This is a genomic window from Streptomyces sp. NPDC046805 (genome assembly GCF_040645355.1).
Taxonomy (GTDB): domain Bacteria; phylum Actinomycetota; class Actinomycetes; order Streptomycetales; family Streptomycetaceae; genus Streptomyces.
Window position 1 is genome coordinate 39,015 of record NZ_JBEYYC010000041.1, and the last position, 26,137, is coordinate 65,151.

23 protein-coding genes are annotated in these 26,137 nt (G+C 70.8%); 3 read left to right on the forward strand and 20 right to left on the reverse strand.

What is annotated here, in order from left to right; translation table 11 throughout:
* Window positions 1-22: 22 nt before the first annotated feature.
* Window positions 23-556 (reverse strand): ATP-binding protein, encoded by a 534-nt coding sequence (locus tag ABZ910_RS32315; protein WP_361372238.1) that lies wholly within the window; start codon window positions 554-556, stop codon window positions 23-25.
* Window positions 557-696: 140 nt separating this feature from the next.
* On the opposite strand from ABZ910_RS32315, the gene ABZ910_RS32320 reads away from it, so the two are divergent.
* Window positions 697-927, forward strand: coding sequence for a DUF397 domain-containing protein (locus ABZ910_RS32320; protein ID WP_361372241.1), 231 nt, complete (start codon window positions 697-699; stop codon window positions 925-927).
* 17 nt (window positions 928-944) lie between these two features.
* On the opposite strand, the gene ABZ910_RS32325 is transcribed toward ABZ910_RS32320, so the two are convergent.
* The 8 genes from ABZ910_RS32325 to ABZ910_RS32360 all read right to left on the reverse strand — a co-directional run bounded on the left by ABZ910_RS32325 (window position 945) and on the right by ABZ910_RS32360 (window position 8,111).
* Window positions 945-1,763 (reverse strand): SAM-dependent methyltransferase, encoded by an 819-nt coding sequence (locus ABZ910_RS32325; RefSeq protein WP_361372244.1) that lies wholly within the window; start codon window positions 1,761-1,763, stop codon window positions 945-947.
* Window positions 1,764-1,891: 128 nt separating this feature from the next.
* Window positions 1,892-2,776 carry a maleylpyruvate isomerase family mycothiol-dependent enzyme gene (locus ABZ910_RS32330; RefSeq protein ID WP_361372246.1) on the reverse strand — a complete coding sequence of 295 codons (885 nt, stop codon included), beginning with the start codon at window positions 2,774-2,776 and terminating at the stop codon, window positions 1,892-1,894.
* 138 nt (window positions 2,777-2,914) lie between these two features.
* Window positions 2,915-3,448: a DoxX family membrane protein gene (locus ABZ910_RS32335; RefSeq protein WP_361372249.1), complete on the reverse strand. Its 534-nt coding sequence runs from the start codon at window positions 3,446-3,448 to the stop codon at window positions 2,915-2,917.
* A 141-nt stretch (window positions 3,449-3,589) separates the two neighbouring features.
* On the reverse strand, window positions 3,590-4,174 hold the full coding sequence (gene hxlB, locus ABZ910_RS32340) for a 6-phospho-3-hexuloisomerase (protein WP_361372252.1): 585 nt from the start codon (window positions 4,172-4,174) through the stop codon (window positions 3,590-3,592).
* A 68-nt stretch (window positions 4,175-4,242) separates the two neighbouring features.
* The gene (locus ABZ910_RS32345; RefSeq protein ID WP_361372256.1) at window positions 4,243-4,878 is read right to left on the reverse strand and encodes an orotidine 5'-phosphate decarboxylase / HUMPS family protein; all 636 of its coding nucleotides are present in this window, start codon (window positions 4,876-4,878) and stop codon (window positions 4,243-4,245) included.
* An 80-nt stretch (window positions 4,879-4,958) separates the two neighbouring features.
* Entirely contained in the window at window positions 4,959-5,939 is a 981-nt protein-coding gene (locus ABZ910_RS32350) for a sugar kinase (protein ID WP_361372258.1), read from the reverse strand.
* Window positions 5,930-6,784, reverse strand: coding sequence for a fumarylacetoacetate hydrolase family protein (locus ABZ910_RS32355; protein ID WP_361372261.1), 855 nt, complete (start codon window positions 6,782-6,784; stop codon window positions 5,930-5,932). The genes ABZ910_RS32350 and ABZ910_RS32355 overlap by 10 nt, the downstream gene beginning before the upstream one ends.
* A 10-nt stretch (window positions 6,785-6,794) precedes the next feature.
* A complete protein-coding gene (locus ABZ910_RS32360; protein WP_361372264.1) occupies window positions 6,795-8,111 on the reverse strand; it encodes an MFS transporter in 1,317 nt (438 codons plus the stop codon).
* 226 nt (window positions 8,112-8,337) lie between these two features.
* Here ABZ910_RS32360 and ABZ910_RS32365 point away from each other — a divergent pair, with 226 nt between their 5' ends.
* A complete protein-coding gene (locus ABZ910_RS32365) occupies window positions 8,338-9,111 on the forward strand; it encodes an IclR family transcriptional regulator (RefSeq protein WP_361372267.1) in 774 nt (257 codons plus the stop codon).
* Window positions 9,112-9,135: 24 nt separating this feature from the next.
* Here the strand turns inward: ABZ910_RS32365 and ABZ910_RS32370 are convergent, their stop codons facing one another.
* From ABZ910_RS32370 to ABZ910_RS32395, 6 genes are all read right to left on the reverse strand, one after another.
* Entirely contained in the window at window positions 9,136-9,519 is a 384-nt protein-coding gene (locus tag ABZ910_RS32370) for a thioesterase (RefSeq protein WP_361372269.1), read from the reverse strand.
* An 83-nt stretch (window positions 9,520-9,602) separates the two neighbouring features.
* A complete protein-coding gene (locus ABZ910_RS32375; protein ID WP_361372272.1) occupies window positions 9,603-12,110 on the reverse strand; it encodes an ATP-dependent Clp protease ATP-binding subunit in 2,508 nt (835 codons plus the stop codon).
* 148 nt (window positions 12,111-12,258) lie between these two features.
* Window positions 12,259-14,031 carry an FUSC family protein gene (locus ABZ910_RS32380; RefSeq protein ID WP_361372274.1) on the reverse strand — a complete coding sequence of 591 codons (1,773 nt, stop codon included), beginning with the start codon at window positions 14,029-14,031 and terminating at the stop codon, window positions 12,259-12,261.
* 88 nt (window positions 14,032-14,119) lie between these two features.
* Window positions 14,120-15,544, reverse strand: coding sequence for an NAD(P)/FAD-dependent oxidoreductase (locus tag ABZ910_RS32385; protein ID WP_361372277.1), 1,425 nt, complete (start codon window positions 15,542-15,544; stop codon window positions 14,120-14,122).
* Entirely contained in the window at window positions 15,541-17,337 is a 1,797-nt protein-coding gene (locus tag ABZ910_RS32390; protein WP_361372280.1) for a DUF3556 domain-containing protein, read from the reverse strand. The genes ABZ910_RS32385 and ABZ910_RS32390 overlap by 4 nt, the downstream gene beginning before the upstream one ends.
* Window positions 17,338-17,378: 41 nt before the next feature.
* Window positions 17,379-18,872 (reverse strand): AMP-binding protein, encoded by a 1,494-nt coding sequence (locus ABZ910_RS32395; RefSeq protein ID WP_361372283.1) that lies wholly within the window; start codon window positions 18,870-18,872, stop codon window positions 17,379-17,381.
* Between the two features lie 154 nt (window positions 18,873-19,026).
* Between ABZ910_RS32395 and ABZ910_RS32400 the strand changes: the two genes are divergently transcribed.
* Window positions 19,027-20,277 (forward strand): helix-turn-helix domain-containing protein, encoded by a 1,251-nt coding sequence (locus ABZ910_RS32400; protein ID WP_361372285.1) that lies wholly within the window; start codon window positions 19,027-19,029, stop codon window positions 20,275-20,277.
* Between the two features lie 133 nt (window positions 20,278-20,410).
* On the opposite strand, the gene cydB is transcribed toward ABZ910_RS32400, so the two are convergent.
* From cydB to ABZ910_RS32425, 5 genes are all read right to left on the reverse strand, one after another.
* On the reverse strand, window positions 20,411-21,418 hold the full coding sequence (gene cydB, locus ABZ910_RS32405; RefSeq protein ID WP_361372288.1) for a cytochrome d ubiquinol oxidase subunit II: 1,008 nt from the start codon (window positions 21,416-21,418) through the stop codon (window positions 20,411-20,413).
* 18 nt (window positions 21,419-21,436) lie between these two features.
* Complete coding sequence (locus ABZ910_RS32410) at window positions 21,437-23,002, reverse strand: cytochrome ubiquinol oxidase subunit I (protein WP_361372291.1); 1,566 nt, start codon at window positions 23,000-23,002, stop codon at window positions 21,437-21,439.
* Between the two features lie 632 nt (window positions 23,003-23,634).
* Window positions 23,635-25,020 (reverse strand): glucose-6-phosphate dehydrogenase, encoded by a 1,386-nt coding sequence (locus tag ABZ910_RS32415; RefSeq protein ID WP_361372293.1) that lies wholly within the window; start codon window positions 25,018-25,020, stop codon window positions 23,635-23,637.
* Between the two features lie 132 nt (window positions 25,021-25,152).
* Window positions 25,153-25,434 carry a hypothetical protein gene (locus tag ABZ910_RS32420; protein ID WP_361372296.1) on the reverse strand — a complete coding sequence of 94 codons (282 nt, stop codon included), beginning with the start codon at window positions 25,432-25,434 and terminating at the stop codon, window positions 25,153-25,155.
* A 43-nt stretch (window positions 25,435-25,477) separates the two neighbouring features.
* The coding region (locus ABZ910_RS32425; RefSeq protein WP_361372299.1) for an AAA family ATPase at window positions 25,478-26,137 on the reverse strand (660 nt) is incomplete at its 5' end.

Sequence of the window (26,137 nt, forward strand, 5' to 3'; positions counted from 1 at the left end):
GCGGTTGCCGCCGGAGGTCAGATCAGGCGCGGGCGCCGGTCGGCAGCATGGCCCAGACCGCCTTGCCCGCGGGGGTGCGCCTGGTCCAGCCCCAGTGGTCGGAGAGGGCCTCGACCAGGCGCAGACCGCGGCCGCGCTCGTCCAGGGGATCGGCCGAGTGCGGGTACAGGGGCGGGCTGTCGCTGGGATCGCTGACCGCGCACACCACGTGGGCGCTCCGGAGGGAGAGCCTCAGCCTCACGTCCGTCTCCTCGGCGGGGGCGTGCGGCGCGGCGTGGACGACGGCGTTGGCGACGAGTTCGGTGACGACGGCCACGACGTCGTCACCGCGGTGCTCCAACGCCCAGCCGTCCAGGGCGCGTCGGGTGAAGTCCCGTACCTCGGCGAGGCCTTCGCGGTCGGCGGTGACGCGCAGGACGACGGACCTGGGCGCGCGCGCAGGGAACGCACAGCCGTCCGGGGGGCCTTCCCAGGCGACACGGAGCGGGTTGGTCCGGTCCGTCTGCGAAACGTTCCTGTCGAGCGGACGGGGTGCTTCGCGCGCAGGTAGTGACACGGCCTCTCCCCGATGTGGCGTCAGGACGATGCGGTCCAACTTCCGTTGGTGCCCTGGCTATTATCCCCGCTGACGGTGGCGCGTACGCAATTTCACGTGAAATTGCACGCGCGTCGCGAACCGTGAGCGAGGAGAGTGCGATGGCAGCAGTACGCAACGGAGTACGGGCGAGCTCGCTGAACGCCCAGTGGATCAGGACCCGGCACGGCGGCACGGAGGACGACTGTCTCGAACTGGCCCCGCTGGCCGGCGGAGGGATCGCGGTACGCAACTCCCGCGACCCCGACGGTCCCGCCCTCGTCTACACCGAGGCCGAGGTGGCGGCCTTCCTGGCCGGTGCGAAGGAAGGCGAGTTCGACCACCTGCTGTGAGGCATCGGGGTGTTGCCCTAGCAGAGGCGGGCCACTCCTCCGAACTCGATCCATTCCTGCGTGAGTTGACGCGCGGTCACCTCACTGTCCGGGCGCCACGTGGACACCTCCACGAGGCCGGGCGCCAGGATGTCCATGCCCTCGAACAGCCCCGCCACGTCCTTCTCCTGCCGGACGCGGCCCCAGTGCCCCTGAGTGGCCTTGTCCATGAAGTCGGTGACGAAGCCGCGGACTTCGGGGTCCTCGCTCACCAGCTGGCACATCAGCACGTAACTGCCCGGCGCGAGCCGCTCGGTGACCCGGCTGACCACGGCCGGCGGCCCGTCGGTCTCGCTGTCCGGGATGCAGTGGAACACCGAGTTGAACAGCACGGCCACCGGCTGCGAGAAGTCGATCAGCCGCTGGGTGTCGGGGTGGGAGAAGATGGTGTCCGTGTCGCGCAGGTCGGCATGGATGACCGCCGTGCGGTCGTTCTGGTCCAGCAGGGCCCGGCCGTGCACGATCACCATCGGGTCGTTGTCGACGTACACGACGCGCGACTCCGGGTCGATCCGCTGGGCGACCTGGTGCACGTTGTCCTGGGTGGGCAGGCCGGAGCCGTGGTCCAGGAACTGGCGGATGCCGTGGTCCTCCGCCAGTGTCCTGACCACCCGCTGCAGGAAGCGCCGGTTGTTGAGGGCCAGGGCGCGGGTGCTGGGGACGACCTTGTCCAGCTCCTCGCAGGCCGCCCGGTCGGCCGCGTAGTTGTCCTTGCCGCCGAGGTAGTGGTCGTACATGCGCGCCGCCGTCGGAACGGAGGCGTCGATCTTCGTGGACAGCTGCTTCCCAGGTTCCATGACCTTCCCCAGCTCCGCGCGACGTCGAGCGGACCGGCCCGACTGGCAACACATACTAGGGAAAGGCAAGTTGTCGCTGCCAGGACTTCTGTCAGGTCGTGATCGAACGACGTACCGGACGCATGCGCTCAGGGTGCGGTGAAGAGGTTCGGGAAGCGGGGCGCGAGCCACGGCTTGCGTCCCCAGGACAGCACCCGGCCGCGCGCGAGGGCCTGCCACGGGCCCTGCCGGCCCAGCGCCATGAGCAGGAACGTGACGGGCTCGGTGAGGATGGTGCAGTCCGCACGGTCCAGCGGCTCGGGCGTCACGGCGACTGCGCCGTCGGTGAAGGCGACGCCGAACGCCGAACCACCCTGGATACGGAGCGTGTACCGCGCCGTGAACCCGGCGACGGCCGAGCTGTCGGCGACCCGCGGCATGACCGCCTGCAGGAAGGGGAGGCACAGTTCCACGCGGGCGCGATCGATCATGTGCGGTCGGCCCAGCGCGCGGGCGAGGTCGTAGCCGTGGCCCAGCATGTGCGTCAGGAGGTACGAGGCGAAAGTGGCCCGGTCCAGGGGTCCCAGAGGCGTGTTGAACGACAGGTCGTCGAGCACCTTCGGGGCTGTGGTGGACGCGCCGGTGTCATGGGCCGCGGCGGTGTCGCGGTCCGCGTCGTCGCGGGCGATGGCGTCCAGGAACGCCTCCGCCTGCTCCACGATCATCGCCGCCAGCGGCTCCCCCGCACGCTCCCCGAACACGGCGAGGCTCCGCTCGTTGGCCACGGCCAGGCTCTGGGGCGTGCCGTCGCCGTAGGGCCGTTCGTGCCCGGCCGCGACCTCGGCCATCAACTCGTTGGCCAGCGCCAGGTGGGCGGCCGCCTCCCCGACCGACCACTCCGAATCCGGTACCGCTATGCCCGTGTCGGCGGCACCGCGCAGCAACGCGGCGATGTCACCGGCGGTCTCGCGTATCGCCTGCCCGAGCCCCTCCGGCAAGGTACCCCTGGTGTCCAGACCCGTTCCCGGTTCCACCCCGACCGCTCCCCTTCCACCGGCCGCGCCGATTGCGCGCACACAGCGCGGTACCCAACCAGACGCACGGGGTGGGCCACAAGCCGCGCAAGCCTGGAGGAGCAGGTGAGGAGGGGAAGGGGCGGCCTTGTCCTCCCGCTACTGCAGTTCGGCTTCCAGCGCCTGCTCGTTGAGCGCCTTCTCGCGCTGGTTCACGATGAGGAAGGCGCCCACGGTGCTCGCCGCGAACGCGAGGAGCATCAGCGGGGGACGGTTGAGGCGGTGGCGAGTGAGCTGGTCCAGCGAGAGGCGGCCCGGGCCGGCCAGCCCGAGACACGCGGCCATGAAGCCGAGGTAGGCCGGGTACTCGTAGCCGCCGGCGGTGGCGAAGAAGCCGGCCTTGCGGTGGACCGCGACGGCACCGGCCATGGCGCCGGCCGCCGCGGCACCCGCGACCGGCGTGGCGAGGCCGAGTGCGAGCAGCAGGCCACCGCCCGCCTCGCCGGCTCCCGCAGCGATCGCGGCCGGCTTGCCGGGCCAGAAGCCCATGGACTCCATCCCCTTCGCGGTGCCCTCGATGCCGTGACCGCCGAACCAGCCGAACAACTTCTGCGTGCCGTGTGCGAAGAGCACGCCGCTGGTACCGAGGCGCATAGCCAGCAGTCCGAGATCCTTGCGGGAGAGGTGGGCCATGGCGGGGTCCTTCCGTGAGTCGAGGAGTCTGTTCCAGTGTTCGACGGGGGCGGCCCGTCCGCTGCTCGGGTTGGGCCAGACAGGGCGTTGCCGGGCCGAATCGCTTCGCCCACCTCATCCGCATCACCGGAATCCCCCGGTTCACTCCGTGTTGGCGTGCGCCTTGCGGGCCGTTTCGTTGTCCACGGCCAGCAGGTCGGCGAGCCGGAGCGCGACGACGTCGAGGGCGAGGTGAGTGGCCTGGTCGAACAGGCTCGACAGGGGTTGGATGCTCGCGGCCTCGCCCGGCCTGCGGTGCTTGGTGGCCGCGGGGATGACGAGGCGGCTCTTGGCGAGACCGGCCAGCGGGGAGTCGGCTGCGGTGGTCACGGCGTGCACCTGAGCTCCGACGCGGACCGCCTGCTCGGCCACGCGGACCGTCCCGGCCGTGGTGCCCGAGCCGGAGACCGCGACCACCGTGTCGCCCGGTGCGACGGCCGGCGTCGTGGTCTCGCCGATGACGTGGACGCGGAGGCCGAGGTGCATGAGCCGCATCGCGAAGGCCTTCGCCATGAACCCCGAACGCCCCTCGCCGGTCACGAAGACGCGGTCGGCCCGCAGCAGCGTCTGCGCCAGGGATTCCAACGAGGCCTCGTCGATGGCGGCGAGCACTCCGGTGACTTCCGCGAGGACGGTGTCTTTGAGGTGAGGGGTGGCGGCGATGCCGGGGGTGGCGTGGTCGGTCATGGTGTGCTCGGTTCTCTTTCTCGTGTCGCTTGTGTCGCTCGTGATGCCGAGTCGGGCTTGCGTGGGCGCTACGGCCGATCGCCCGCTGCCGCTCGCGCGAGGCGGCGGGCGGCTTCCAGTGGGTCCGTGGCAGCCGTCACGGCCGAGCCGACGATCACGCGGAGGTCGCGGGCTCCGGCGAACCGGGGCAGGTCGTCGGGCGTGAGTCCGCCCGCCACCGCGATGCGGCGCTCGCGGCTCCACGGGCCGAGGAGGGCCAGCGGATCGGCTCCGGTGTGCTGTGCGTCCTTGCCGACGTGCGCGGCGAACACGGCCTGCGCGGGCAGCAGGGAGGCGAGCTCGATGCGGCGTTGCGCGGTGGTCTCCATCAGGTCGACGATGACCTCGCCGCCTCGCTCGTCCGCGAGGCCCGCGGCCTTGAGGAGGGTCGCGTCCGCGGCTACGCCCAGCACACTCACCGAGGAGGCCCCGGCCTCGTACGCCAGGGAGAACTCGAACGCGGCGTCGTCGGCCGTCTTGAGGTCGGCGACCACCGGCACGCCCGCGGCCGCCTCGACGACCCGGCGGACGGACTCCATCCCGTACTTCTTGACGAGAGAGGTGCCCACCTCGATCCAGTCGGTGTGGGGCGCGACTGAGGCGGCGATCCGTACGGCCTGCTCCAACGGCATGCGGTCGAGGGCGATTTGTGTCTGTAGGGCCATGAAGCCTTGTCCTGTTGCTGTCGCTGTCGGTCTTGCTTCGGTCTCGGTCTTGTTTTTGTGTCCGTGTACGGCGATGGGTGTCAGGCCGCCGCGTGTGCGGCGAGGAACCTCGTGAGGCCCGACCGGGTCGGCAGCCCGTCGCTGTCGCCGCGCCGTGTGGTGGCCAGGGCGCCGACCGCGGCCGCCCGGCGCAGGCTCTCGGGCGCGTCGAGGGCGTCCAGGTGCGCGCTGATCAGCCCGGCCGCGAAGCCGTCGCCGGCGCCGACGGGGTCGACGGACTGGACGGGGAACACCGGCTGGACGCAGCAGCCGTCGTCCTCGAACAGCAGGGCTGCTCCGCGTGCGCCGTCCTTGACGACGACGCGGCGCGCCCCGGCCGCCTGGTAGAAGCGGGCGATGCCGGCGGCGTCGTCGCACCCGGTGAGCAGCCGGCCTTCCGTGAGGCCCGGCAGGACCCAGTCGGCGCGGGACGCCAGCTCGTTGACGACGCGGACCATCTCCGCGCGGTCGGGCCACAGCACCGGCCGCAGGTTGGGGTCGAAGGAGATGCTGAGCCCGGCCGCACGGGCCTGCTCCAGCGCCTCGAACGCGAAGGACCGCGCGGTCGGCGACAGGGCGGGCGGGATGCCGGTCAGGTGCAGGTGCCGTGCGCCGGTCAGCCGGTCCGTGGCCGCCGCGGTGGGGGAGAGCAGGCTGCCGGCGGAGGCGCGGCGGAAGTAGGCGACCTCCGGATCGCCCACCTCGGCGCGGCCCTTGAGCTGGAAACCCGTCGGGGCCCGCGGGTCGACGCTGACCGCTCCGGTGTCGATGCCCTCGCCCCGCAGCGCGGACAGGACGTACGCACCGAAGGGATCGTCGCCGACGCGGCCGATCCAGGCGGTGGCGTGCCCCAGCCGGGCGAGCCCGGTCGCGACGTTGACCTCGGCACCGGCGAGGGCGCGGGCGTAGCGGTCGGCCTGCGCGAGGGGGCCGTACTCCTCGGCACGGAACATAACCATCGCCTCGCCGAACGTCACGACGTCCAGAGGGGGTTGGGGCGGCACGGCGGGGTTCACGGGCACGCGGTGTCTCCGGAGGGGATCGGGGTGGGGACGTGCCGGTCGGGGGCGCGGCCCACGGGATTGGCCAGGGTGCCGATGGCGGGAGCGCTCGCCGAGACGCTCCCGCCCGCACGCAGTGGCCCGGTCTCTCCCGGCGCGCCCGTGAGGACGACGTCGCCGGGGCCGAGCGGAAGGTATCCGGCGAGGTGGCAGAGGATCTCGGCCACGCCGCGCGCGAGGTGGGCGGTCGAGCCGGGGGACAGCTCGACACCGTCGATGCTCAGCCGTACTTCGACGTCCGTGGCGTCGAGGTCGGTTTCGATCCACGGTCCCAGCGGGGTGAACCCGTGCCCGGACTTGGCGCTGGTCCACAGCGGGTCCGACTGCTGCAGGTCGCGGGAGGTGACGTCGTTGGCGATCGTGTACCCGAACACGGCCTCGTGGACGGTCTGTTCGGTGTGCCCGGTGAGCGACGCGGCGAGGACGACGGCGAGTTCGGCCTCGGCCTCCACCCGCTCCGACCCCGCCGGCAGCCGGACGGGCACGCCCGGCCCGACGACCGAGCGCGGGGGCTTGAGGAAGGCCTGCGGCGGCCGGAGCCGGTCGGCGAGGCCCGTGTTGTGGGCCATGCCGACGACGGTGCGGGGCACCACGGGAGCGAGCAGCCGGGCGTCGGCCAGGGCCACCCGCCGGCCGAGCCGCCGCAGCGGGCGGCCGGCGGGGGAGCCGTACGACGGGGAGAAGCGAGCGGTGTACGGCGCGGTGGCGGCCGGCTCGGCGAAGGGGTCGGCTATCAGCTCCGCGACCTGGCCGTCGAGTACGGCGTAGTCGACACCGTCGGCGTGCGCGAGGCGTGCGATGCGCATCCGGTCTCCCTTATGCCTGCGCCGGTTCGGACGCGGTGACTCCGGCGGTCCGCGGGGTCTTGGCGGCGACGGTGAGCACGGCCGCGACGGCCAGGCAGCCGGCCATGGTCAGGAAGGCGGCGGCGGTGGAGCCGGTGACGTCGTTGAGCATGCCGATCAGGTAGCTGCCCGCGAACCCGCCCAGCGCGCCGAAGGAGTTGATGAGCGCCACCGCGGCGCCGCTGACCCCCTGCGGCAGGAACTCCGGGATGGCCGCGAAGAACGGTCCGTACGGCGCGTACATCGCCGCCCCGGCCACGCACAGCAGCGGATACGACAGCCAGAACTGGTCGCCCAGCAGATACGAGCCGTAGAAGGCGAGGGCGGCCAGCAGCAGCCACGGCCACACGAACCGGGCGCGGCGCCCGGTGCGGTCGGAGGCGCGGCTGTTGAGCAGCATGGCCACGCAGGCGAGGAGGTAGGGAGCGGCGGAGATGAGGCCGGTGGTGCCGATGCCCTCGTCGCTGCCGGCCTTGACGATGGACGGCAGCCAGAACACGAAGCCGTACACGCCCAGGCTCCACAGGAGGTACTGCACGCTGAGCAGGATGACGCCGGGGGAGCGCAGCGCGGCCCCGTAACCGCGCACGCGGGGCAGATGGCGCTGCTCGGCGGCGAGCGCGTCCTGGAGGTCGGTGCGCTCGGCGTCGGTGAGCCAGGTGGCGTCGGCGGGCCAGTCGTCGATGAGGCGGTGGAACACCCAGGCCCAGATGATGGCGGGGACGCCCTGCGCGATGAACATGCCGCGCCAGCCCACCCATTCGGTGAGGTAGCCGGAGACGACGGTGAGCCACAGCACGGTGGCGGGGTTGCCGAGGATCAGCCAGGTGTTGGCGCGGCCGCGCTCGCGGGCGGTGAACCAGTGCGTGATGTAGATGACCATCGCCGGCAGTACGGCGGCCTCGGAGACGCCGAGGACGAAACGTACGGCCATCAGCACGTGGACGTTCGGGATCAGGCCCTGCGCCGCGGCGAGTACGCCCCACACGGCGAGGCAGCCGACGATGAGCCGCTTGACGCTGCGTCGCTCGGCATAGACCGCGCCGGGTATCTGGAAGAGGAAGTAGCCCAGGAAGAACAGCGAACCGAGCAGGGCCGAGACGGTGCCGGTGATGTGCAGGTCGTCGGCCATGCCGCCGGCCGCGGCGATGGAGAAGTTGGAGCGTTCGAGGTAGGCGAAGCTGTAGGTGACGAAGACGACCGGCATCAGCCGCGTCCAGCGCCGGGCGCTGAGCGTCGGGGGCGTGTGGCCGGGTGCGGGTGGGGCCGCGGGGGGACGGGTCGACATCGGGGGGCCTCTCTTCCGGGGCGTCGTTGCCAGCCGTTGCATCACGCGTACGAGGGTGCATTGAGGGCGCGCTTTGAGGGCGCAGATTTGCCACTATGTGGCAAGTGATGCCGCAGCTCGGGAAGTTGGGAAGAGCCTGGAGTGGCGGCGACGCCCATGTCAATGGCAGGTTCCAAAAAACGGCAAGTGTTGCCACCATGCGGAAAGAGTGTGCTTGGATGGCCGCATGAGTGCCCCCACCACCGCTTCGGACATGGTCGGCAAGGCCCTGCGCGTCCTGACCCTGCTGGGCGGTCACCCCGGCGGGGTGACCCTCTCCGAACTCGCCCGCGTCTCGGGCTATCCGACGAGCACGTGCTATCGGCTGCTGAAGTCACTGGGCCGGGACCACTTCGTGGCCTTCGACGCGCGCACGAAGCAGTACACGCTCGGCCTGCGCGTCTACCAGCTGGGCCAACAGGTCTCCCAGGCACACGGGTTCACCGGAGTCGCCCTGCCCGTCATGCGCCGGCTCGCCGAACTCTCCCGCGAGGCCGTGCTGATGTCCGTCCTCGACGGCGACCGGCAGCTCTACATCCACTACGTGCCGGGGCCCCAACAGGTCAGCGTGCGCGGCGAACCCGGCAGACACGGCCCGGTGCACTGCACCTCGATGGGCAAGGTCCTCGTCGCCTTCGCCCCGCGCGAGGAGCGCGAGAAGCTCCTCGACACGCTCGAACTCACGCCCCTGGCACCCAACACGATCACCGACCGGCACCGCTTCCGCGCCGAGATCGACAAGGTCAGGGCCGAGCGTCACGCCGTAGCGGACGAGGAGCACGAGGCGGGCATCCGGGCGCTCGGCGTGCCGATCGTCGGCCCGGACGGCACCGCCCGCGCCGCCCTGTCCATCGCCGCCCCCGCCTTCCGCATGCCGGTCTCCGACCTCCTCGGCCTGCGCCTCGCGCTGACCAACGCGGCTCACGAACTGGCGGTCGCGCTGCCGACCGGACCGTACTGAGGGAGCGGTGGGACAACGGCCGGATCAGTCGTTCGGTGTGGGTCCGGGCGGGGCCGCCGCCGGGCCGTGCGCCCCGGCGAGGAACCGTCGCCGGTCGACGATCGCCCGGTCGATCTCGCCTCGCGCGACGGTCGCTCCCGAGTCGTCGACGGCCCGTACGGGGAAGGTGAGCCGACCGCCGGACGTGGCGGCGGCCGGCGGCTCGGCGGTGACCTCCACCCGGGCGCCCACCCGTGTGGCACGCAGATGCTCGACACGGATCGCGGTCCCCACCGTCGTCCGGCCCATGACGGTGAACGGCGCGGCCGCCCGCACGGTTTCCGCCTCCAGCCAGGAGATCAGCCGCGGGGTGGCCAGCACCGGAACGTCACCACTGCCCAGCATCACCGCGGTATCGGCATCGGTCACCTCATGGATCATGACACCACGCTAGCGCTACGACCCCCGTGACGCCGTCACGGCGTGACGAGGGCCGTAACACTCGCGTTCTCTCAGCCCTCTTCCTTGTCGGGGTGGCGCACGCTCAGGTGCAGCGCGCCGTCCACCACGTCGGCCACGATGGTGTCGCCCTTGTCGGCCTCGCCCGCGAGCACCAGCGAGGCGATCCGGTTGTCGAGCTCGGACTGGATGGTGCGGCGCAGCGGACGGGCGCCGAACTCCGGCTTGTAGCCGTGCTCGACCAGGAGCTTCTTCGCGGCCTCGGTGACCTCCAGCTCGAAGCCCTGCGCCCGCACCCGCCTCCTGCTCCGCTCCAGCAGCAGGTCGACGATGTGCCCCAGGTCCTCCTGCGTCAGCCCGTGGAACACGATGGTGTCGTCGATGCGGTTGAGGAACTCCGGCGGGAACTTCCCCTGCAGCACCGACATCAGCTGGTCGCGGATCTCGTCCACGTTGCCCTGGTGGGACAGGATCAGCTGCGAGCCGATGTTGCTGGTCAGGATCACCACGGTGTTGCGGAAGTCCACGGTGCGGCCCTGGGCGTCGGTCAGCCGGCCGTCGTCGAGGACCTGCAGCAGCGTGTGGAAGACGTCCGGGTGAGCCTTCTCGACCTCGTCGAAGAGGACGACGCTGTACGGCTGGCGGCGCACCTTCTCGGTGAGCTGCCCGGCCTCCTCGTAGCCGACGTATCCGGGCGGCGAGCCGACCAGCCGCGAGACCGTGTGCTTCTCCTGGAACTCGCTCATGTCGAAGCGGATCAGCCGGTTCTCGTCGCCGAAGAGCAACTCGGCCAGCGCCTTGGCCAGTTCCGTCTTGCCCACCCCGGTGGGGCCGAGGAAGAGGAAGGAGCCCACGGGGCGGCCCGGATCGCCCATGCCGGCCCGGCTGCGCCGCACCGCCTGCGAGATGGCGAGGACCGCCTCGTCCTGGCCGACGACGCGGTCGTGCAGCGCGTCCTCCAGCTTGAGCAGCCGCTCCTTCTCGCTCTCCGTCAGCTGCGAGACGGGGATGCCGGTCCTGCGGGAGACGATGTCGGCGATGTCGTGCTCGGTGACCGTGACGACGCCCTCGCGGCGCTCCTCGACCTGCGTGATCTCGTTCTCCAGCTCGGCGATCCGCGCCTTGAGCTCCTTGGCCCGGTCGAACTCCTCGCTCCGTACGGCCTCGTCCTTCTCCCGGCCCAGCCGGGCCAGGCGGTCCTCGCGCTCCTGGACCTCCGTGGACTTGCCGCGCGAGCGCAGCCGTACCCGGGCACCGGCCTGGTCGATCAGGTCGATGGCCTTGTCGGGCAGGAAGCGGTCGGCGATGTAGCGGTCGGACAGCTCGGCCGCCGCGACCAGCGCCTCGTCGGTGAACCGCACCTGGTGGTGCGCCTCGTAGGCGTCGCGCAGGCCCTCCAGGACCTGGATGGTCTCCGCGACCGTGGGCTCCGGCACCTGCACCGGCTGGAACCGGCGCGCCAGGGCGGCGTCCTTCTCCACGTACTTGCGGTACTCGTCGAGCGTGGTGGCACCCACCACGTGCAACTCGCCCCGGGCCAAGGCCGGCTTGAGGATGTTGCCCGCGTCCATGGAGCCCTCGCCGCCGGAACCGGCGCCCACGACGGTGTGCAGCTCGTCGACGAAGACGATCACGTCGTCGGAGGCGGAGGTCACCTCGTCGATGACCTTCTTCAGGCGCTCCTCGAACTCGCCGCGGTACTTGGCCCCGGCCACCATCCCGGCCAGGTCCAGCTCGACGACCCGCCTGCCCTCCAGGGTCTTCGGTACGTCCCCTGCGACGATGCGCTGGGCCAGGCCCTCCACGATGGCGGTCTTGCCGACGCCGGGCTCGCCGATCAGCACCGGGTTGTTCTTGGACCGGCGGGAGAGGATCTCGACCGTCTCCTCGATCTCCTCACCGCGGCCGACGACCGGGTCGAGCCGCCCGGACTTCGCCTCGGCGGTGAGGTCACGGCCGTACTCGTCCAGGGTGGGCGTCTGGCTGGGTTCCTGCGGGGACTCGGCGCGGGCCGCGGACTCCGCGCCCCGGGCCACCTGTTCGGTGTCCACCCCGAGGTTGCGGGCGACCGCCCCGGCCTGGTCGTTGCTGGGGTCGAGCAGCGCCTGCAGGATGTGCTCCGGCCCGATGTACGAGGCGCCGGTCGCCTGCGAGCGGGCGTGCGCGCCGATCAGGACGCGCTTGGCGGCGGGGGTGAGGCCCGGCTCCGCGGAGGGCGTGCCGCTGCCGGCGCTCAGCGCCCCCTCGAGTTCCTTGGCCAGCGCGTCGGGGTCCGTCCCGGCGCGGGCGAGCAGCGAGCGCGAGGGCTCGACCTGTGTGGCCGCCCACAGCAGGTGCTCGGTGTCCAGGTCCTCGCTGCCGTCCTCCGCCGCCCGCTGCGAGGCGCGCGCGATCAGCTCACGCGAGGACTCGGTCAGCAGGCGTCCGACGGGGACGCGTTGGACGGCGGGCGGCGAGGACGCCGCGGATATGCCGAAGAAGCGGTTCAGCAGATCGGAGAAGGGATCCGGTGACCCGAACGAATCGAACGACCCGAAAGAACCCGCAGGTGGCACTGACATGCGAAAACTCCCTTCTCGACCCCCCTGTTCGAAGCCCCAGCTAAACACAGGGATCTGTCGACTTCCCAGAGATCAGCAGAATCCCGGTGCGAATCAACGCAGTTCACCGGTGCTTTCGCCGGGGTTCGCCGAGTGGTGATCGCCGTCGTCACCGGGGCTCGTGATGGAGCCGCTCCAGCAGGAGATAGGCACGCTGCTCCGCGGCCGCGAGTTCGGCGGGGTCGATGCCGGCCGGCCACAGTTCCCCCGCCGCGGCGTCGTCGGCCTCGCGCAACTCCACCACCGTCACGGCCAGATGCACCTGGACGACCGGGAGCGGCGGACCGGCGCGGTCGGTCAGCGCGCGCTCCGCCCGCTCGGCCGCCTCGGTGCACGCGGCCAGCGCCCGCTCGACCCGCACCGCGGCCTGGTCGTGGACCACCAGGAGCGCGCAGCCCAGCCCGACGGCGATGCCCAGGACGCTGCCCAGCACCCGGTCGTGGACCAGGTCTCCGGCGGCCGCGGGGGCGGCCAGGTCGCTCAGCAGCAGTGCCAGCGGGGTGAGGAAGACGACGCCGAGGCCGTAGTTGCGGACCACCACGTACTCCAGCAGAAACTCCAGCAGCACGATCACCAGGGCGAGTTCGACGGGCTGCGGGTCCGCGGCCAGCACACCGAGCGCGAGCAGCAGCCCGACGACCGTGCCGAGGGTGCGCTGGACGGCACGCTGCGCCGTGGTGCGGACGTTGACCGCGTGCAGCACGGCGGCGGCCGAGATCGCCGCCCAGTAGCCGTGCTCCAGGCCCAGGGCGACGGCGAGCCCGCCCGCCACGCCGGTGCCGAGGGTCATCCGCAGCGCGGGAACGGCCAGGACCGCCAGGTGACCTGGACCTCCGGGGCGGCGTCCCACCAGCAGTTCGGCCGCGCGCCGGGCGGCGGGATCGACCTGCGCCACGGCCGTCTCCGCCACGCAGCAGACCGCGCCCTGGCCTGCCGTGGTGGACGGGGGCGCCAGCTCGGGCAGCGCCTCGGGCAGGCCGCGCTGCCGGTCGGTGAGGAGCCGGGCCTGCCGGCGCAGGTGCTGCGCGGTGGCGGTGAGATCGTCCGGCGTCCGCCGCGCGGAGCCGACCAGCAGCGACCAGCACAGGTCGGTCAGGCGCACACAGGGCCCGGTCCGGCCGGCCTGCCCGGTGTCCGTCGGCGGTGCGAGGCCGAGGGAGTCGTACGCGTGCAGGACGGCGACCGTCGCACGGTGCCGCGTCCGCCCGGCCTCGGCTTCTTCGCTCAACGCCTCCAGCAGTACGGCGAGTTCGCTCAGGGCGGTGGCCACCGCGAGGCGCTGCGGGCGGTCCGGGTGCACGAGCCGGCCCGCCACGGCCAGGGCCCAGGCCACCGCCGCTCCGGCCGCGGCCAGCCCGGCCTGCGGGAGGACATCCGCGAGCGTGGTCGTGTCGTTGGCCGCCACCGCGAAGGAGAAGAGCAGCAGCACCGCGCCGAGCCCGCTGAGCCGCGTCGCGTCGCAGACGAACTTCGCCGACCCCGCGACCAGGGCCGTCGCCGCCACGACCACGGCCGCCCCCGTGCCTCCCGTATGCGGACGCGCCACCGCGGCGAGCGCCGAACCACAGCCCACACACGCCGTCATGGCCGACGCGACCACGGCGAGGACGCGCGCACGGCGCGGGTAGGGCAGGTTGCGCCCGAACGTCGTGGTGAAGGAGCCGAGCATGGCGTAGACGGCGAGATCCGGCCGGCCCGCCCACACGACCGGCAGCGCCACCAGCGCCATGGTGACGGCCGCGCGCAGCCCGAACAGCAGCGCGCCCTCCACCCGGTGCAGGGCGAGCGCACCGCGCGGGGAGAGCACCCGCGCCACCCCGGCGGCCGCACGCCGCCATGCGTTCCAGCTCAGGGCAGGTATGGGAGGGCGCGAAAGGACCATGCACCGGTGTATATCACCTGCTGTTCGCCTGGTACTTGATCGCTCAACCAACCCTTGGGGTTTCGCTCCGGCATTCCTTGAGTTTTCGTCAGGCGATGCGGCCTCCCAGGTGGCGCAGTGCGGAGGCCGCCGCTCCGGCACCGCACATGCCGTGTGCGCCGGGGCCGGGCGGGGTGGCCGCCGAGCACAGGTACACGCCGGGCATGCCGGTGGAGTACGGGTCGAGTGCGGGACGTGGGCCGAGCAGGAGCTGGGGGACCGTCTTGGCTCCCGTGATGATGTCACCTCCGGTGAAGTTGGGGTTGGCCGCGGTGAAGTCGGCGGGGCGGGTGACCTGTTGGCCCACGATGCGCTCACGGACGCCGGGGGCGAACCGCTCCAGCTGCCGGATGATCGCCTCGGTCGCGTCCCCGTCGTACTCGTGCGGCACATGGGCGTAGGTCCAGACGGGGTGGATGTCGCCGACGGAGCGGGTGGGGTCGGCCAGATACTGCTGGGCGACCAGGACGAAGGGGCGTTCGGGCATCCGGCCGGCCACCACGTCCCGCTCCGTCCCGGCCACCTCGGCGAGCGGGCCGCCGAGGTGCACGGTGACGGCGCGACGGGCGTGCTCGTTCGCCCAGGGCACGCCGCCCTCGACGGCGAGGTCGAGCTTGAAGGCGCCGGGGGCCCGCCGGAAGCGGCGGTAGGCGCCCCGCACCCGGGCCGGCAGCCGGTCGCCGTACAGGGCGGCGACCTGGCCCGGGTCGAGATCGAGCAGGGTCACGTCGGCGGGCGGGATCTGCGCGGCGTCGGTGACGCGCACGCCGGTGTGGATCGTGCCGCCGTGTGCCCGCAGCACGCTCTCCAGCGCGCGGGCGATGGACTGCGAACCGCCCTCGGCGACGACCCATCCGGACGCGTGGCCGGCGGTGAGGATGCCGAGCGGGATCGCCGAGGTGAAGGGACGGGACAACGGGCGGAAGTTGTGAGCCGCGACCCCGGCCCACAGGGCCTGCGCCTGAGGGCTGTTGAAGAGTCGGGCGAGGACGGTCGCGGGCAGCGCGGTGGGCAGGCCGAAGCGCGCGAGGAGCAACGGGTGCGACGGGATGCGCAGCAGGGGGCCCATGGTTTCCTGGGCGAGCGCGTCCCAGTTGCGCACCGACGTCGCGAAGAGCGCCCGGTACCGGGCGCCGTCGGCACCCAGCAGACGGGCGGTCTCGTCGACGGACCGCAGGAGCACGCCCGCCGTGCCGTCGTCCAGCGGGTGCGCGCAGTCGACGTCCGCCGACCGCCAGCGCAGGCCGTGCCGTTCGAGGTCGAGCGAGCGCAGCGCCGGCGAGGTGACGGCCATGGGATGGATGGCCGAGCAGTGGTCGTGCAGCAGTCCGGGCAGGAGGGCCTCGTGGCTGCGGGTGCCGCCGCCGACCTCGTCCGCGGCTTCCAGGAGGGTGACCTCCAGCCCTGCCTTGGCGAGGAGGGCCGCGGCGGCGAGCCCGTTGGGCCCGCCGCCGACGACGACGGCCGAGGTCATGAGGCCGTGTCCAGGGGCGGCAGACCCGCGGAGCCCTGCGCGTCGGGCACCGGCCGCAGCGGGTGGCGGGACTCCACGTCGTAGACCGGGTAGTCGGGGCCGTCGGTGGGCCACGGCTGCCGTTCGATCATGTCGCGCACCTTGACGATGCCGCTCTCCAGCAGGCCGAGGGCGGCGTCGTGGACCTCGTACGCCTGGGTCTGCCGCTGGATGGGCTGGCCCTCCAGGCAGATCACGCGGACCTCGCCGGGTGCGAAGCCGCAGCGGGCCTGGATGGCGCGCAGCAGCTGGCCGTTGTGGAGGTGGCCCTCGCCGAAGTTCCAGCCGATCGCGAAGCCGGCGACCACCTCTCCCTCGATGGTCACGAAGTCGTCCTGCCCGTGGGTGACGCGTTCGACGAGCCCGTTGAGGGCGCGGCCGTGGGAGTGCATGGACCGGAAGGCGTCCGCCTTGCTGATCGTGAGGAGCGCGGTGTCCGCGTCGTAGAGGGTCTCCAGTTGGTTGGCGGCGAGCCGGGTCGCCGTGGTGAGGCCCGCCTCCAGGCGCTCCATGGCGTCGCCGGTGAACACCCAGATGCTGGTCGCCCAGTTGCCGGCGTAGTAGCGCATCGCGGGCAGGAAGGAGACGAGGTCGGGACGGAGGTTGCCGAGGAGGGGCAGCAGTACCAGGCTCGGCAGGATCACGGCGAGCAGCCAGGGCGAGTGGAGGTGCCAGATCGTCAGGTCGCCGTGGGCGCCGAAGAGATAGAACAGCGAGAAGACGAAGAAGATGTTCCACTCCAGCGGCACGCCCATCGGGACGGTCGACAGGATGTGCAGGTGGAACACGGCCATGTAGAGCACGGCCGCCCACGTCCACCAGCCGCCGTCGCCGAAGAACACGAGGTAGAGCGGGACGAGGTACTCGGTGGCGGTGCCGACGTGCGCGAGCAGGAACGGCAGCTTCGAGGGGCGCAGGTCGCGCGGGAAGTCGCGGTAGAAGAGCCGCTTCAGGCGGCGCGAGGGGACCAGGGGGGCGTTGCTCATCATCGTCGCCACCACGAAGGGGAAGTGGTGGTTGAGCTTGGAGGTCGCCGCGCCCCACCAGATCGCCAGCATGACGAGCTTGAAGCCGATGAACTGGTCGTTGTACGGGAAGAAGAAGATCAGCAGCGACAGCCAGTACTGCTCGGCGCGCGCCGCGAGGAAGACGGTCTTGTCGCGCAGCCCCAGCACGGCCACCGTCGCGATGAGCGGCACGGCCGCCAGCGGGTCGATGAGGCCCAGGTGGCCGAAGTTCGTGATGCGGCTTCCGTCGCCGGGGCGGCCGAGCAGCCAGATGCCCGAGGCGAGGACGGCGGCGTACAGCAGGACATCGAGGACGCTGCGGCGGTCACCGCGCGTCAGCGGCACCTTGTCCGGCCACGGAGGCAGCCGGATGGTGCCCGGGCGCAGCCAGTACAGGATGGAGCCGATCGGCGGGTTGAAGCGGGAGGTCAGCGGGCCGGATCCGCAGCCCAGACCGATCACCTCCCACAGGAGGGTGAAGACGATCAGCTTCTGGTAGACGATCGGCTCGGACCACCAGTCGGCGATCCCGGTGACCGAACCCAGGCCCGGGGTCAGCGAGATGACGAGGGCCGCCCCGCCGACGTAGAGCAGGCACTTGACGACGTAGAAGAGGAACACCGCGTACGGGCTGCCGAAGCCGTTGTCCACCCAGTCCCGGGTGAGGATCTCCAGGCGCTCACGGCGTGGCAGGGTGCGGAAGGTGCCGGCGTCGACCGGCGGCAGTTGGGGTTTCATGAAGCCCATGAGGGTCACACCTTTGTGTCTCGTGGAGGCGGGGGAGGGGCTCAGAGGGCGGGCGTGAGGGCCTGGTGACGCAGCGTCGGCTTGTCGATCTTGCCGACGGGGTTCTTCGGGACCGCGGGGACGAGGAGGACCTCGACGGGCCGCTTGTACGGGGCGATCCGCTCCGTGAGGAACTCGGCGAGCTCGCCGGGCGTGGCTGCCGTACCGTCGCGCAACGACACGAAGGCGACCGGGACTTCACCCATCACCGGGTCGGGACGTCCCACGACGGCGGCCTCGAACACGGCTGGGTGGTCGTGCAGGACCGTCTCGATCTCCTTGGGGTAGATGTTCTCCCCGCCCCGGATGATCATGTCCTTGACCCGGTCGACGAGGACCAGGTAGCCGTCCTCGTCCAGGCGGCCCACATCGCCGGTGTGCAGCCAGCCGTCCCGGATGGTCCTGGCGGTCTCCTCGGGCCGGCCGAGGTAGCCGCGCATCACGGTCGGGCCGCTGATGACGACCTCGCCGATGCCGCCGTCGGTGACCAGCTCGCCGTCCTCGCCCATGACGGCCACCGTCTGGCCGGGCAGCGGCAGTCCGACCGTGCCGGGCTTGCGCAGGCCGTCCAGCGGGTTGACCGTCGACGCGCAGGTCGCCTCGGACAGGCCGTACCCCTCGATGAGCTGGACGCCGTACCGCTTCTCCACCACCTCGATGAGCTGCGGGGGCATCGGGGCCGCGCCGCAGACGACGAAGCGGAGCGAGGAGGTGTCCGGCTGCACCTCCGGCGGCAGGTTCGCGAACATCGCGTACATCGCCGGGACACCCGAGAAGAAGGTGGGGCGGGCCTGCTCCAGGATCGTGAAGAAGTTCGTGGCGCTGAAGCGGCCCATGATGGTGGCCTGGCCGCCGGCGCGCAGCGGCGACAGGACGCTGACCACGATGCCGTTGACGTGGAACAGCGGCAGGATGAGGAGGCTGTGGACCTGATCGGCGCCGTCCATCTTCATCGACTCGATCATGGCCGCGGTCATCGCGTCGATGTTCCGGTGGACCAGCTCGACGCCCTTGGGGCGCCCGGTGGTTCCGCTGGTGTAGATGACGAGGGCGAGGTCCTCCGCACCGGCGTCCGGATCCACGGGCAGCTCGGGAAGGGCGGCTTCCGAGGGCGCCGGGCCGGCCAGCTCGTCCAGCGTGAGAACGGCGACGGAGGCGGGCAGCCCGTCCGCCGCCTCCTCGACGACGACGGCCTTCGCCCGGCTGTCCTCCAGCTGGTAGCGCGTCTCGGCCGCGGTCAGCGCGGGGTTGACCGGGGTGAGGGCCGCTCCCAGCCGCCAGGCGGCGAACAGCGCCACCACCAGCTCGGCCCGGTTGGTGAGCTTGACCGCGACGATGTCGCCGGGGCCCACGTCGTGGTGGGCGAAGTGACGGGCGTACCGCTCGACGAGGTCGGCGAAGGCGGCATTGGACAGGGTGCCGTGTGTGTCGTCGGTGACGGCCGGGGCGTCGGGGGCTTGTTCGCGGCGCACAGCAGGCAGGCGGCTGAGGTTCATACGGCCTTCACCTCGGAGATGTCGGGGGGACGGATCCAGGCGAAGATAGGGCCGCTCGTGCGGCGACGGCGACGGCCGCGCGCCACAAGATCTTCGGCGCCTTTCGTGCCCCCGGCACGAACACAGCGGAGCGTGGGCACCGTACAGTGCGGCCATGCGGACGGAACAGGCCCTGGTCGGCCAACTGGTCGACCGACTCTGGGAGGCCAAGGACGAAGTCGTCGCGAGCATGGTGCAGTTGAGCCTCGTGCAGATCAGCGCCCTCGACCACGACGCGGCCACGCGTTCTCTGCTCGAAGCGAGCATCACCGAGAACGTCGTGTCCGCGCTGAACTTCATCAGACAGGATTTCGACGCGGACCTCCTGGAGGCACCGTCCTCCGCCCTGGCCTACGCCCGTGCGCTGGCCCAGCGCGACGTGCCGCTGTCCGCGCTCATCCGTGCCTACCGCATCGGGCACGCCCGGGTCCTGGACTTCGCCTTCGCCCAACTCGACCACCTGCCGGCCGAGCACCGGGTGGCGCTCGTCGTCGACCTGGTGCGCCGGGGCGGCACGTACATCGACCAGATCTCCGAGCAGGTCGGGCGCGCGTACGAGCGGGAGCGCGAGCGGTGGGTGGCCAGCCAGGGCGGGGTCCGTCAGCACTGGGTCAACGAGCTGCTCGGCGGTGGTGCGATCGACCGGGCCGCCGCCGAACAGGCCCTGCGCTACCCGCTGGACGCGGTCCACGTCGCCTGCACGCTGTGGCCGGCGGGCCGGATGACCTCCTTCGACCTGGTCACCGCCGTGGACGACGTACGCGCGCACGCGGTGGCGGCGCTCCGCGCCCGCGCCGCCCTCGTCGTACCGACCGACGAGCACGAGGCATGGCTGTGGCTGGCGCTGCCCGCCGCGGGCGCCGATCGGCTGGAGGACCTGCTGCCGCCCCAGGGAAGCCCCTTGCACGCGGCCATCGGAGAACCGGGTGCCGACCTGGCCGGCTTCCGCACCTCGGCGCGCCAGGCCGCCCAGGTCAAGGAGATCGTCGCCACCCGGCTCGGCGGTGCGGAGAAGGGGGAGGCACACCAGGCGCACTGGGTGCGGTACGCCGACGTGGCACCGGTCGCGCTGATGGCCAAGGACCTCGCGGCCGTCCGTGACTTCGTCGTGGCCACCCTGGGCGATCTGGCGGAGGCCGGTCGGCGCGGCGCCACCCTGCGCGAGACGCTGCGGATCTTCCTCACGCACCACCGCAGTTACGCGGCCTCGGCCCAGGCGATGAACCTGCACCGCAACTCGATCCAGTACCGGGTGCAGCAGGCGACGGCCCTGCTGCCGCAGCGCGCCCACAGCCTCGACGACGACTTCCATGTGCGCGCCGCGCTCCTCGCCGCGCACTGGCTGGGCGACGCGGTCCTGACCTGAGCCACGACCGGCGAGGAGAGAACCGGCGAGGAGAGAACCGGAAATGCCGCACCCCCGCCGAACAGTTCGGCGGGGGCGCGGCAGGTGTCACCTCACGTCGGGTTACCCCGGCGTGGGCGGTGACGGGCTCCGGTCAGTGGTGCACCGGGGCCGGGATGTGCTGGACACCGATGCGCTTGCGGAACACCCAGTACGTCCAGCCCTGGTAGAGCAGGATGAGCGGGGTTGCGAACCCGGCGACCCAGGTGATGATCCCCAGCGTGTACGGGCTGGCGGCGGCGTTGCTCTCGGTCAGGCTCCAGGCGGGGTTCAGGCTGGAGGGCATGACCTCCGGGAACAGGGCGAGGAAGAGCATCGCCGAGAACGCCACCACGGAGACACCGGAGCTGATGAACGCCCGGCCCTCGCGCTGGCCGAAGTTGAACCCGAGCGCCAGCAGCACGGCCAGCACGGCGATCACCTCGGCGACCAGGCTGCGCGGGTTGCCGGTCTGGACCTGAGTCCAGGTCAGGAAGGCCAGCAGCAGGAGGATGACCAGAACGCCCAGCTTCTGGGCCAGGTGCCTGGCCCGGACCCGGATGCTTCCGGCGGTCTTCAGCGAGGCGAACACGGCGCCGTGGAAGGTGAACAGCACGGTGGTGGTCACACCGCCGAGCAGCGCGTACGGCTGGACCAGTTCGGACAGACCGCCGTGGTACTCGTGGTCGGCGCCGATCGGCAGGCCGTGGATCATGGCGGCGAAGAGCACGCCCCACAGGAAGGCCAGCACCAGCGAGGTGATGAAGACGATCGCCTCCCAGTTGCGCTTCCAGCGCTCACCGTTGCGCTTGTGGCGGTACTCGAAGGCCACGCCGCGCAGGATCAGGCAGAGCAGGATGACGAACATCGGCAGATAGAAGCCGCTGAACATCGTGGCGTACCAGTCGGGGAAGGCGGCGAAGGTCGCGCCGGCCGCGGTGACCAGCCAGACCTCGTTGCCGTCCCAGACGGGGCCGATGGTGTTGAGGAGCACCCGGCGCTCGGTCTCGCCGCGGGCGAGTACGCGGGTCAGGATACCCACGCCGAAGTCGAAGCCCTCAAGGAAGAAGTACCCCGTCCACAGAAGGGCTATGACGAAGAACCATAGGTCATGGAGATGCACGGTTCCGGACTTTCTGTATCAGTAGGCGAAGGCGAGCGGCTTGTCGGCGTCCTGTTCGGCGCCTTCGAGCGTTGACCCGCCGCCGAGCTTGACGTCCCGCAGCGGTGGCCGCTCGGAGGTGACCGGGCCGCCGCCCGCGTACTTGACCAGGAGCTTGACCTCGACCACGGCGAGCACGATGTACAGGACGCTGAAGCCGATCAGCGTGATGAGCTGCTCGGTGAGCGAGACGCTCGGCGAGACACCGTCGACGGTGCGCAGCAGACCGGTCACGGCCCACGGCTGACGGCCCATCGCGGTGAAGATCCAGCCGAAGGAGTTGGCGATCAGCGGGAAGGCCAGGGTGAGCATCCCGACGCGCCAGGCCAGCCCGGTCATGACGGGGCCGAGTTCACGCTTCCTGGTCAGCATCAGCCGCGGCACGTCGAAGGAGCCGGTGCGGAATTCGGGGTCCACCCAGAACTTGCGCCGGGTCAGCCAGAGGCCCGCCGCGCCGAGGGCGAAGGAGGACATACCGAAGATGATCATTGCCCGGAAGCCCCAGTAGGTCATCGGGATGTTCGGCATGTACTCGGAGGGCTTGCCGCCGTACTTGGCGGCCTCGGCCTTCGCCGTGTCATTGATACCGGGGACCGCCGAGTGGAAGTCCTTGTGGGCCAGGAAGGACAGCAGGCCCGGAACCTCGACGCTGACGCTGTTGCGTCCGTGGGCGACGTCCGGAACGGAGAACGCGGAGAACGGGGCCGGAGCCTGCTTGTCCCACAGCGCCTCGGCGGCGGCCATCTTCATCGGCTGCTGCTCGAACATCACCTCGCCGAGCTTGTCGCCGCTGATCGCTGTGCCCAGACCGAAGATGACGGCCAGCACCAGGCCGAGCCGCAGCGACGTGCGCATGGCGGCGACCTGCTTGGGGTCGACCGACCGGCCGGCGCGCTTGCGGCGGGCGGCCCGCCACAGGTGGATGGCGGAGATGCCCATGACGAACGCGGAACCGGTGAGGAACGCGGCGGTCAGGGTGTGGGCGACGACCACCAGGTTCAGCTTCTGGAAGAGCACCGCGGCGATGTCGGTCAGATGCGCCTTGCCGGCCGCCTTGTCGAGCTTGTAGCCGACGGGGTTCTGCATGAAGGAGTTGGCGGCGAGGATGAAGTACGTCGACAGGATCGTGCCGATGGAGACCATCCAGATGCACGCGCAGTGGAGCTTCTTCGGCAGCTTGTCCCAGCCGAAGATCCACAGACCGATGAAGGTCGACTCGAAGAAGAAGGCGAGCAGTGCCTCCAGCGCGAGCGGCGCGCCGAAGACGTCACCCACGAACCTGGAGTAGGCCGACCAGTTCATGCCGAACTGGAACTCCTGCACCAGACCGGTGACGACGCCCATCGCGATGTTGATCAGGAAGAGCTTGCCCCAGAACTTGGTGGCGTGGAAGTACTTCTCCTTCCCCGTACGCACATAGGCCGTCTCCAGTCCGGCCGTGATCGCGACCAGACTGATCGTCAGCGGCACGAACAAGTAGTGGTAGACGGTGGTCATCCCGAACTGCCACCGTGCGATGGTATCCGGGGCCAAGGCTAGGTCCACGGCAGATTTCTCCTCACTCCACGGTGCCGCTTGCGACGGCGGATATCTCCGCAGCCGCATAGGTAGGTGAATAACTCAGCAGCAACACGGGAATGTGAATATGTCGGCAATGGCACCGATATGTCGCATATGGTCACGGTCGTCGCACGGGTGTATTCCACCCTCGTTCGAGTGCGGAAAATCTGCCTCGGGGGTCATTCCCCGCGGCGGCTCATGCTGTTTTCTCCCGTGGTTGGGATTGCTGAATTAACGCTCGCCGATCATCATGGGGAGATTCCCCGGGGAAGTCAAAGAGGGGACCTTGATTATGCGATAGGCCGTGGTTATCTTCCGGCCGGGTGTCCGGTCGAGGGCCTCTGACCTGGGCATAATGTAGCGAGAGCGACCGTCGGGTGGAGGTCCGATGGTGGCATAGGGGGGCTCGATCGTGAGCTCTCCCGCCCGGCGAAGTAATGCCGGAGAAAGGATAGGCGGAGCCTATTGGATCATCGAAATGGCTTCTTTGGCCTCCGCCCGAGGTCCGATGGATGCTGAGTTTACAGCGGGATTCGGAATCGGCATTCTGATGCGCGATTCAGGCGAAGGGTTCGACGCTGTGCTCGAATCGTACATTGCCGACAAAGAAGTCCGCGTTATTCGGGCAGCCAGGGCCGCTGCCACGGCAGAAAGCCGGCCACCAGCTCATTGGCCTCCGGCGGGCCCCACGATCCGACCGGATACGGATGGACCGGCGGCGGATAGGACAGCAGCGGCTGGACGATCCGCCAGCACTGTTCCACGGCGTCCATCGGCGCGAAGTACCGGTCGTCGCCGGTCAGTGCCGCGTACAGCAGCCGCTCGTACGGCGCCTGCGGTGCGCCCAGTGCGCGGGCGAACGTCGTGTCCAGCGGAAGGCGGCGCCACTGGGACTCCTCGTTGAGCGCCGACAGCTCCAGCCGCATCCCGGCCTCGGGGTCGATGCGCAGCACGATCTGGTTCCCCGGGACCTGGCCCGGCTCGGGCAGGAAACTCAGCCGCGGCGGCTCACGCAGGATCAGACGCACCTCGGTGGCCGACACCGGCAGCTCCTTGCCGGCCCGGACGAAGACCGGGACCCCGGCCCACCGCCAGTTGTTGATCTCCAGCCGCAGCGCGGCGTACGTCTCGGTCGTCGAGCCCGGTGCCACCCCCGGCACGTCCTGGTAGCCGACGTACTGGCCGCGCACGTAGTCCCGCACCGAGACCGCCGGCACGGCCCGCAGCACCTCGACCTTCTTGTCCCAGAGGTCCTCCGCGCTCGGTCCGACCGGCGGGTCCATGGCCACCAGCGACAGGACGAGCAGCAGATGGTTCTCGACGACATCGCGCAGCGCACCCACCTCGTCGTAGAAGCTGCCGCGCTGGGACACGCCGAAGTCCTCGGCCAATGTGATCTGCATGGCCACGACGCTGTCGCGGTGCCACACCTCGGCCATCGCCGAGTTGGCGAACCGCAGGTACTCCAGCTCGATCACCGGCTCCTTGCCCAGGAAGTGGTCCACGCGCAGGATCTGCTGTTCCTCCAGCACTTGGCACAGGCGGCTGTTCAGCGCGCGCGCCGACGCCAGGTCGTGCCCGAACGGTTTCTCCACCGCCACCCGCGCCCGCGCGACCAGATGCGCCGCGCCGAGCTGGTCCACGATCGACGCGTACAGGGACGGCGGCATCGCCAGGTAGAAGAGCGGGCGGCGGCGTCCCGCCAGGCGCTGGGCCAGCGCCGCGTACAGCGCGGGATCCTGCGTGTCCCCGCGCACGTACGTCAGCCGCTCGGCGAGCCGGCCGAAGACCGCGTCGACCACGGGCCCGGATTCCTCGATCGCCTTGCGCGCCCGGTCCGCCAGCTGCGCGTCCGTGAGGTCACGGCGGCCGATCCCGACCACCAGGCAGTCGAGCAGCCCGCGCCGCTCCAGCAGATAGAGCGCCGGGAACGTCATCTTGTACGCGAGATCCCCGGTCACCCCGAAGATCACCAGAGCGTCTGCTGTCCATGAACGGGCCATCGGCTGCTGCTCCCTGCCTGTGCGTGATCCACGCGACCGCGAAGAAGAAGACCGCCGATGGCGAACACCGCGGTCGGGCGACGGGCCGACCCGGCGGCCGGCCCGCATACGGCACGCGGTGGCGCTGTCGGTTCAGCCGTTGTAGCGGGTAGGTGGGAAGGGAGGCCGGTCCCTGCGCGGCCTTCTCTGCTCGATGGGGAGTTCACCCCGCGCGACCTGGCGGTCGATCTCCATCACCTCGTCCGCGTACTGCGTATCGGGGTTGGAGTGCGAGGTGGGCAGACCGAGGGCCTCCCGGTCCAGCGCGGTACGCGCCTCGAGTTCTTCGGTGTTGGGACGGACGGGCATGCCGCGCCCGTGTCCGGTGTCGGGGTCCCCTTCGACCTGCTGGTTGGACTTGTGGTGGTGGACCATGGTTCCTCCTCGTCAGGGGGACCGTTGCCAGTCGGCACCCGGATCAGTGGGTGTCGTCGTTCGTGTTCGCCGCCTCGTCGTCGCTGTCGGAGGTACGCGCCTTGGCCGTCTTACGCGGCTTCTTCGCCCCGCTGCCGGTCTTCTCGGCGCTGTTCCCGGTCTTCTTCGCCTCGGCCTTCTTCTCGGGGGTCTCCTTGCCCTTGCCGCGGACGATGACATGGAGGCTGTCGTTGCGGACGTCGGCGATGACGGTGTCGCCGGGCTCGGCCTCGCCGCCGAGGAGGAGGGAGGCGATGCGGTTGTCGAGTTCGGTCTGGATGGTGCGACGCAGCGGGCGGGCGCCGAACTCCGGTTGGTAACCGTGCGCGATGAGGAGTTTCTTGGCCGGTTCGGTGACTTCGAGGTCGAGGCCCTGGGCCTTGAGGCGTGTCGTGGTCTTGGCGAGGAGGAGGTCGAGGATCTTCTCCAGGTCCTGTTCGGTCAGGCCGTTGAAGACGATGATGTCGTCGATGCGGTTGAGGAACTCGGGGCGGAAGAAGCCCCGCAGCAGGTCCATCAACTCGCCCTTGATCTCGTAGACATCGCCCTCGTGGTCGATGATCAGCTGGGCGCCGATGTTGGACGTCATGATGATGACGCAGTGACGGAAGTTGACCGTGCGCCCCTGCGCGTCGGTGAGGATGCCGTCGTCGAGGACCTGCAG

What these genes read in the sequence shown, in the direction of transcription:
- ABZ910_RS32395 (WP_361372283.1), bottom strand. Translation starts at nt 18,872, where the DNA reads ATGAACCTCAGCCGCCTGCCTGCTGTGCGCCGCGAACAAGCCCCCGAC.
- ABZ910_RS32400 (WP_361372285.1), top strand. Translation starts at nt 19,027, where the DNA reads ATGCGGACGGAACAGGCCCTGGTCGGCCAACTGGTCGACCGACTCTGG.
- ABZ910_RS32320 (WP_361372241.1), top strand. Translation starts at nt 697, where the DNA reads ATGGCAGCAGTACGCAACGGAGTACGGGCGAGCTCGCTGAACGCCCAG.
- ABZ910_RS32385 (WP_361372277.1), bottom strand. Translation starts at nt 15,544, where the DNA reads ATGACCTCGGCCGTCGTCGTCGGCGGCGGGCCCAACGGGCTCGCCGCC.
- ABZ910_RS32420 (WP_361372296.1), bottom strand. Translation starts at nt 25,434, where the DNA reads ATGGTCCACCACCACAAGTCCAACCAGCAGGTCGAAGGGGACCCCGAC.
- ABZ910_RS32355 (WP_361372261.1), bottom strand. Translation starts at nt 6,784, where the DNA reads ATGCGCATCGCACGCCTCGCGCACGCCGACGGTGTCGACTACGCCGTA.
- ABZ910_RS32390 (WP_361372280.1), bottom strand. Translation starts at nt 17,337, where the DNA reads ATGGGCTTCATGAAACCCCAACTGCCGCCGGTCGACGCCGGCACCTTC.
- ABZ910_RS32365 (WP_361372267.1), top strand. Translation starts at nt 8,338, where the DNA reads ATGAGTGCCCCCACCACCGCTTCGGACATGGTCGGCAAGGCCCTGCGC.
- ABZ910_RS32325 (WP_361372244.1), bottom strand. Translation starts at nt 1,763, where the DNA reads ATGGAACCTGGGAAGCAGCTGTCCACGAAGATCGACGCCTCCGTTCCG.
- hxlB (WP_361372252.1), bottom strand. Translation starts at nt 4,174, where the DNA reads ATGACCGACCACGCCACCCCCGGCATCGCCGCCACCCCTCACCTCAAA.
- ABZ910_RS32380 (WP_361372274.1), bottom strand. Translation starts at nt 14,031, where the DNA reads ATGGTCCTTTCGCGCCCTCCCATACCTGCCCTGAGCTGGAACGCATGG.
- ABZ910_RS32375 (WP_361372272.1), bottom strand. Translation starts at nt 12,110, where the DNA reads ATGTCAGTGCCACCTGCGGGTTCTTTCGGGTCGTTCGATTCGTTCGGG.
- ABZ910_RS32345 (WP_361372256.1), bottom strand. Translation starts at nt 4,878, where the DNA reads ATGGCCCTACAGACACAAATCGCCCTCGACCGCATGCCGTTGGAGCAG.
- ABZ910_RS32415 (WP_361372293.1), bottom strand. Translation starts at nt 25,020, where the DNA reads ATGGCCCGTTCATGGACAGCAGACGCTCTGGTGATCTTCGGGGTGACC.
- ABZ910_RS32360 (WP_361372264.1), bottom strand. Translation starts at nt 8,111, where the DNA reads ATGTCGACCCGTCCCCCCGCGGCCCCACCCGCACCCGGCCACACGCCC.
- ABZ910_RS32335 (WP_361372249.1), bottom strand. Translation starts at nt 3,448, where the DNA reads ATGGCCCACCTCTCCCGCAAGGATCTCGGACTGCTGGCTATGCGCCTC.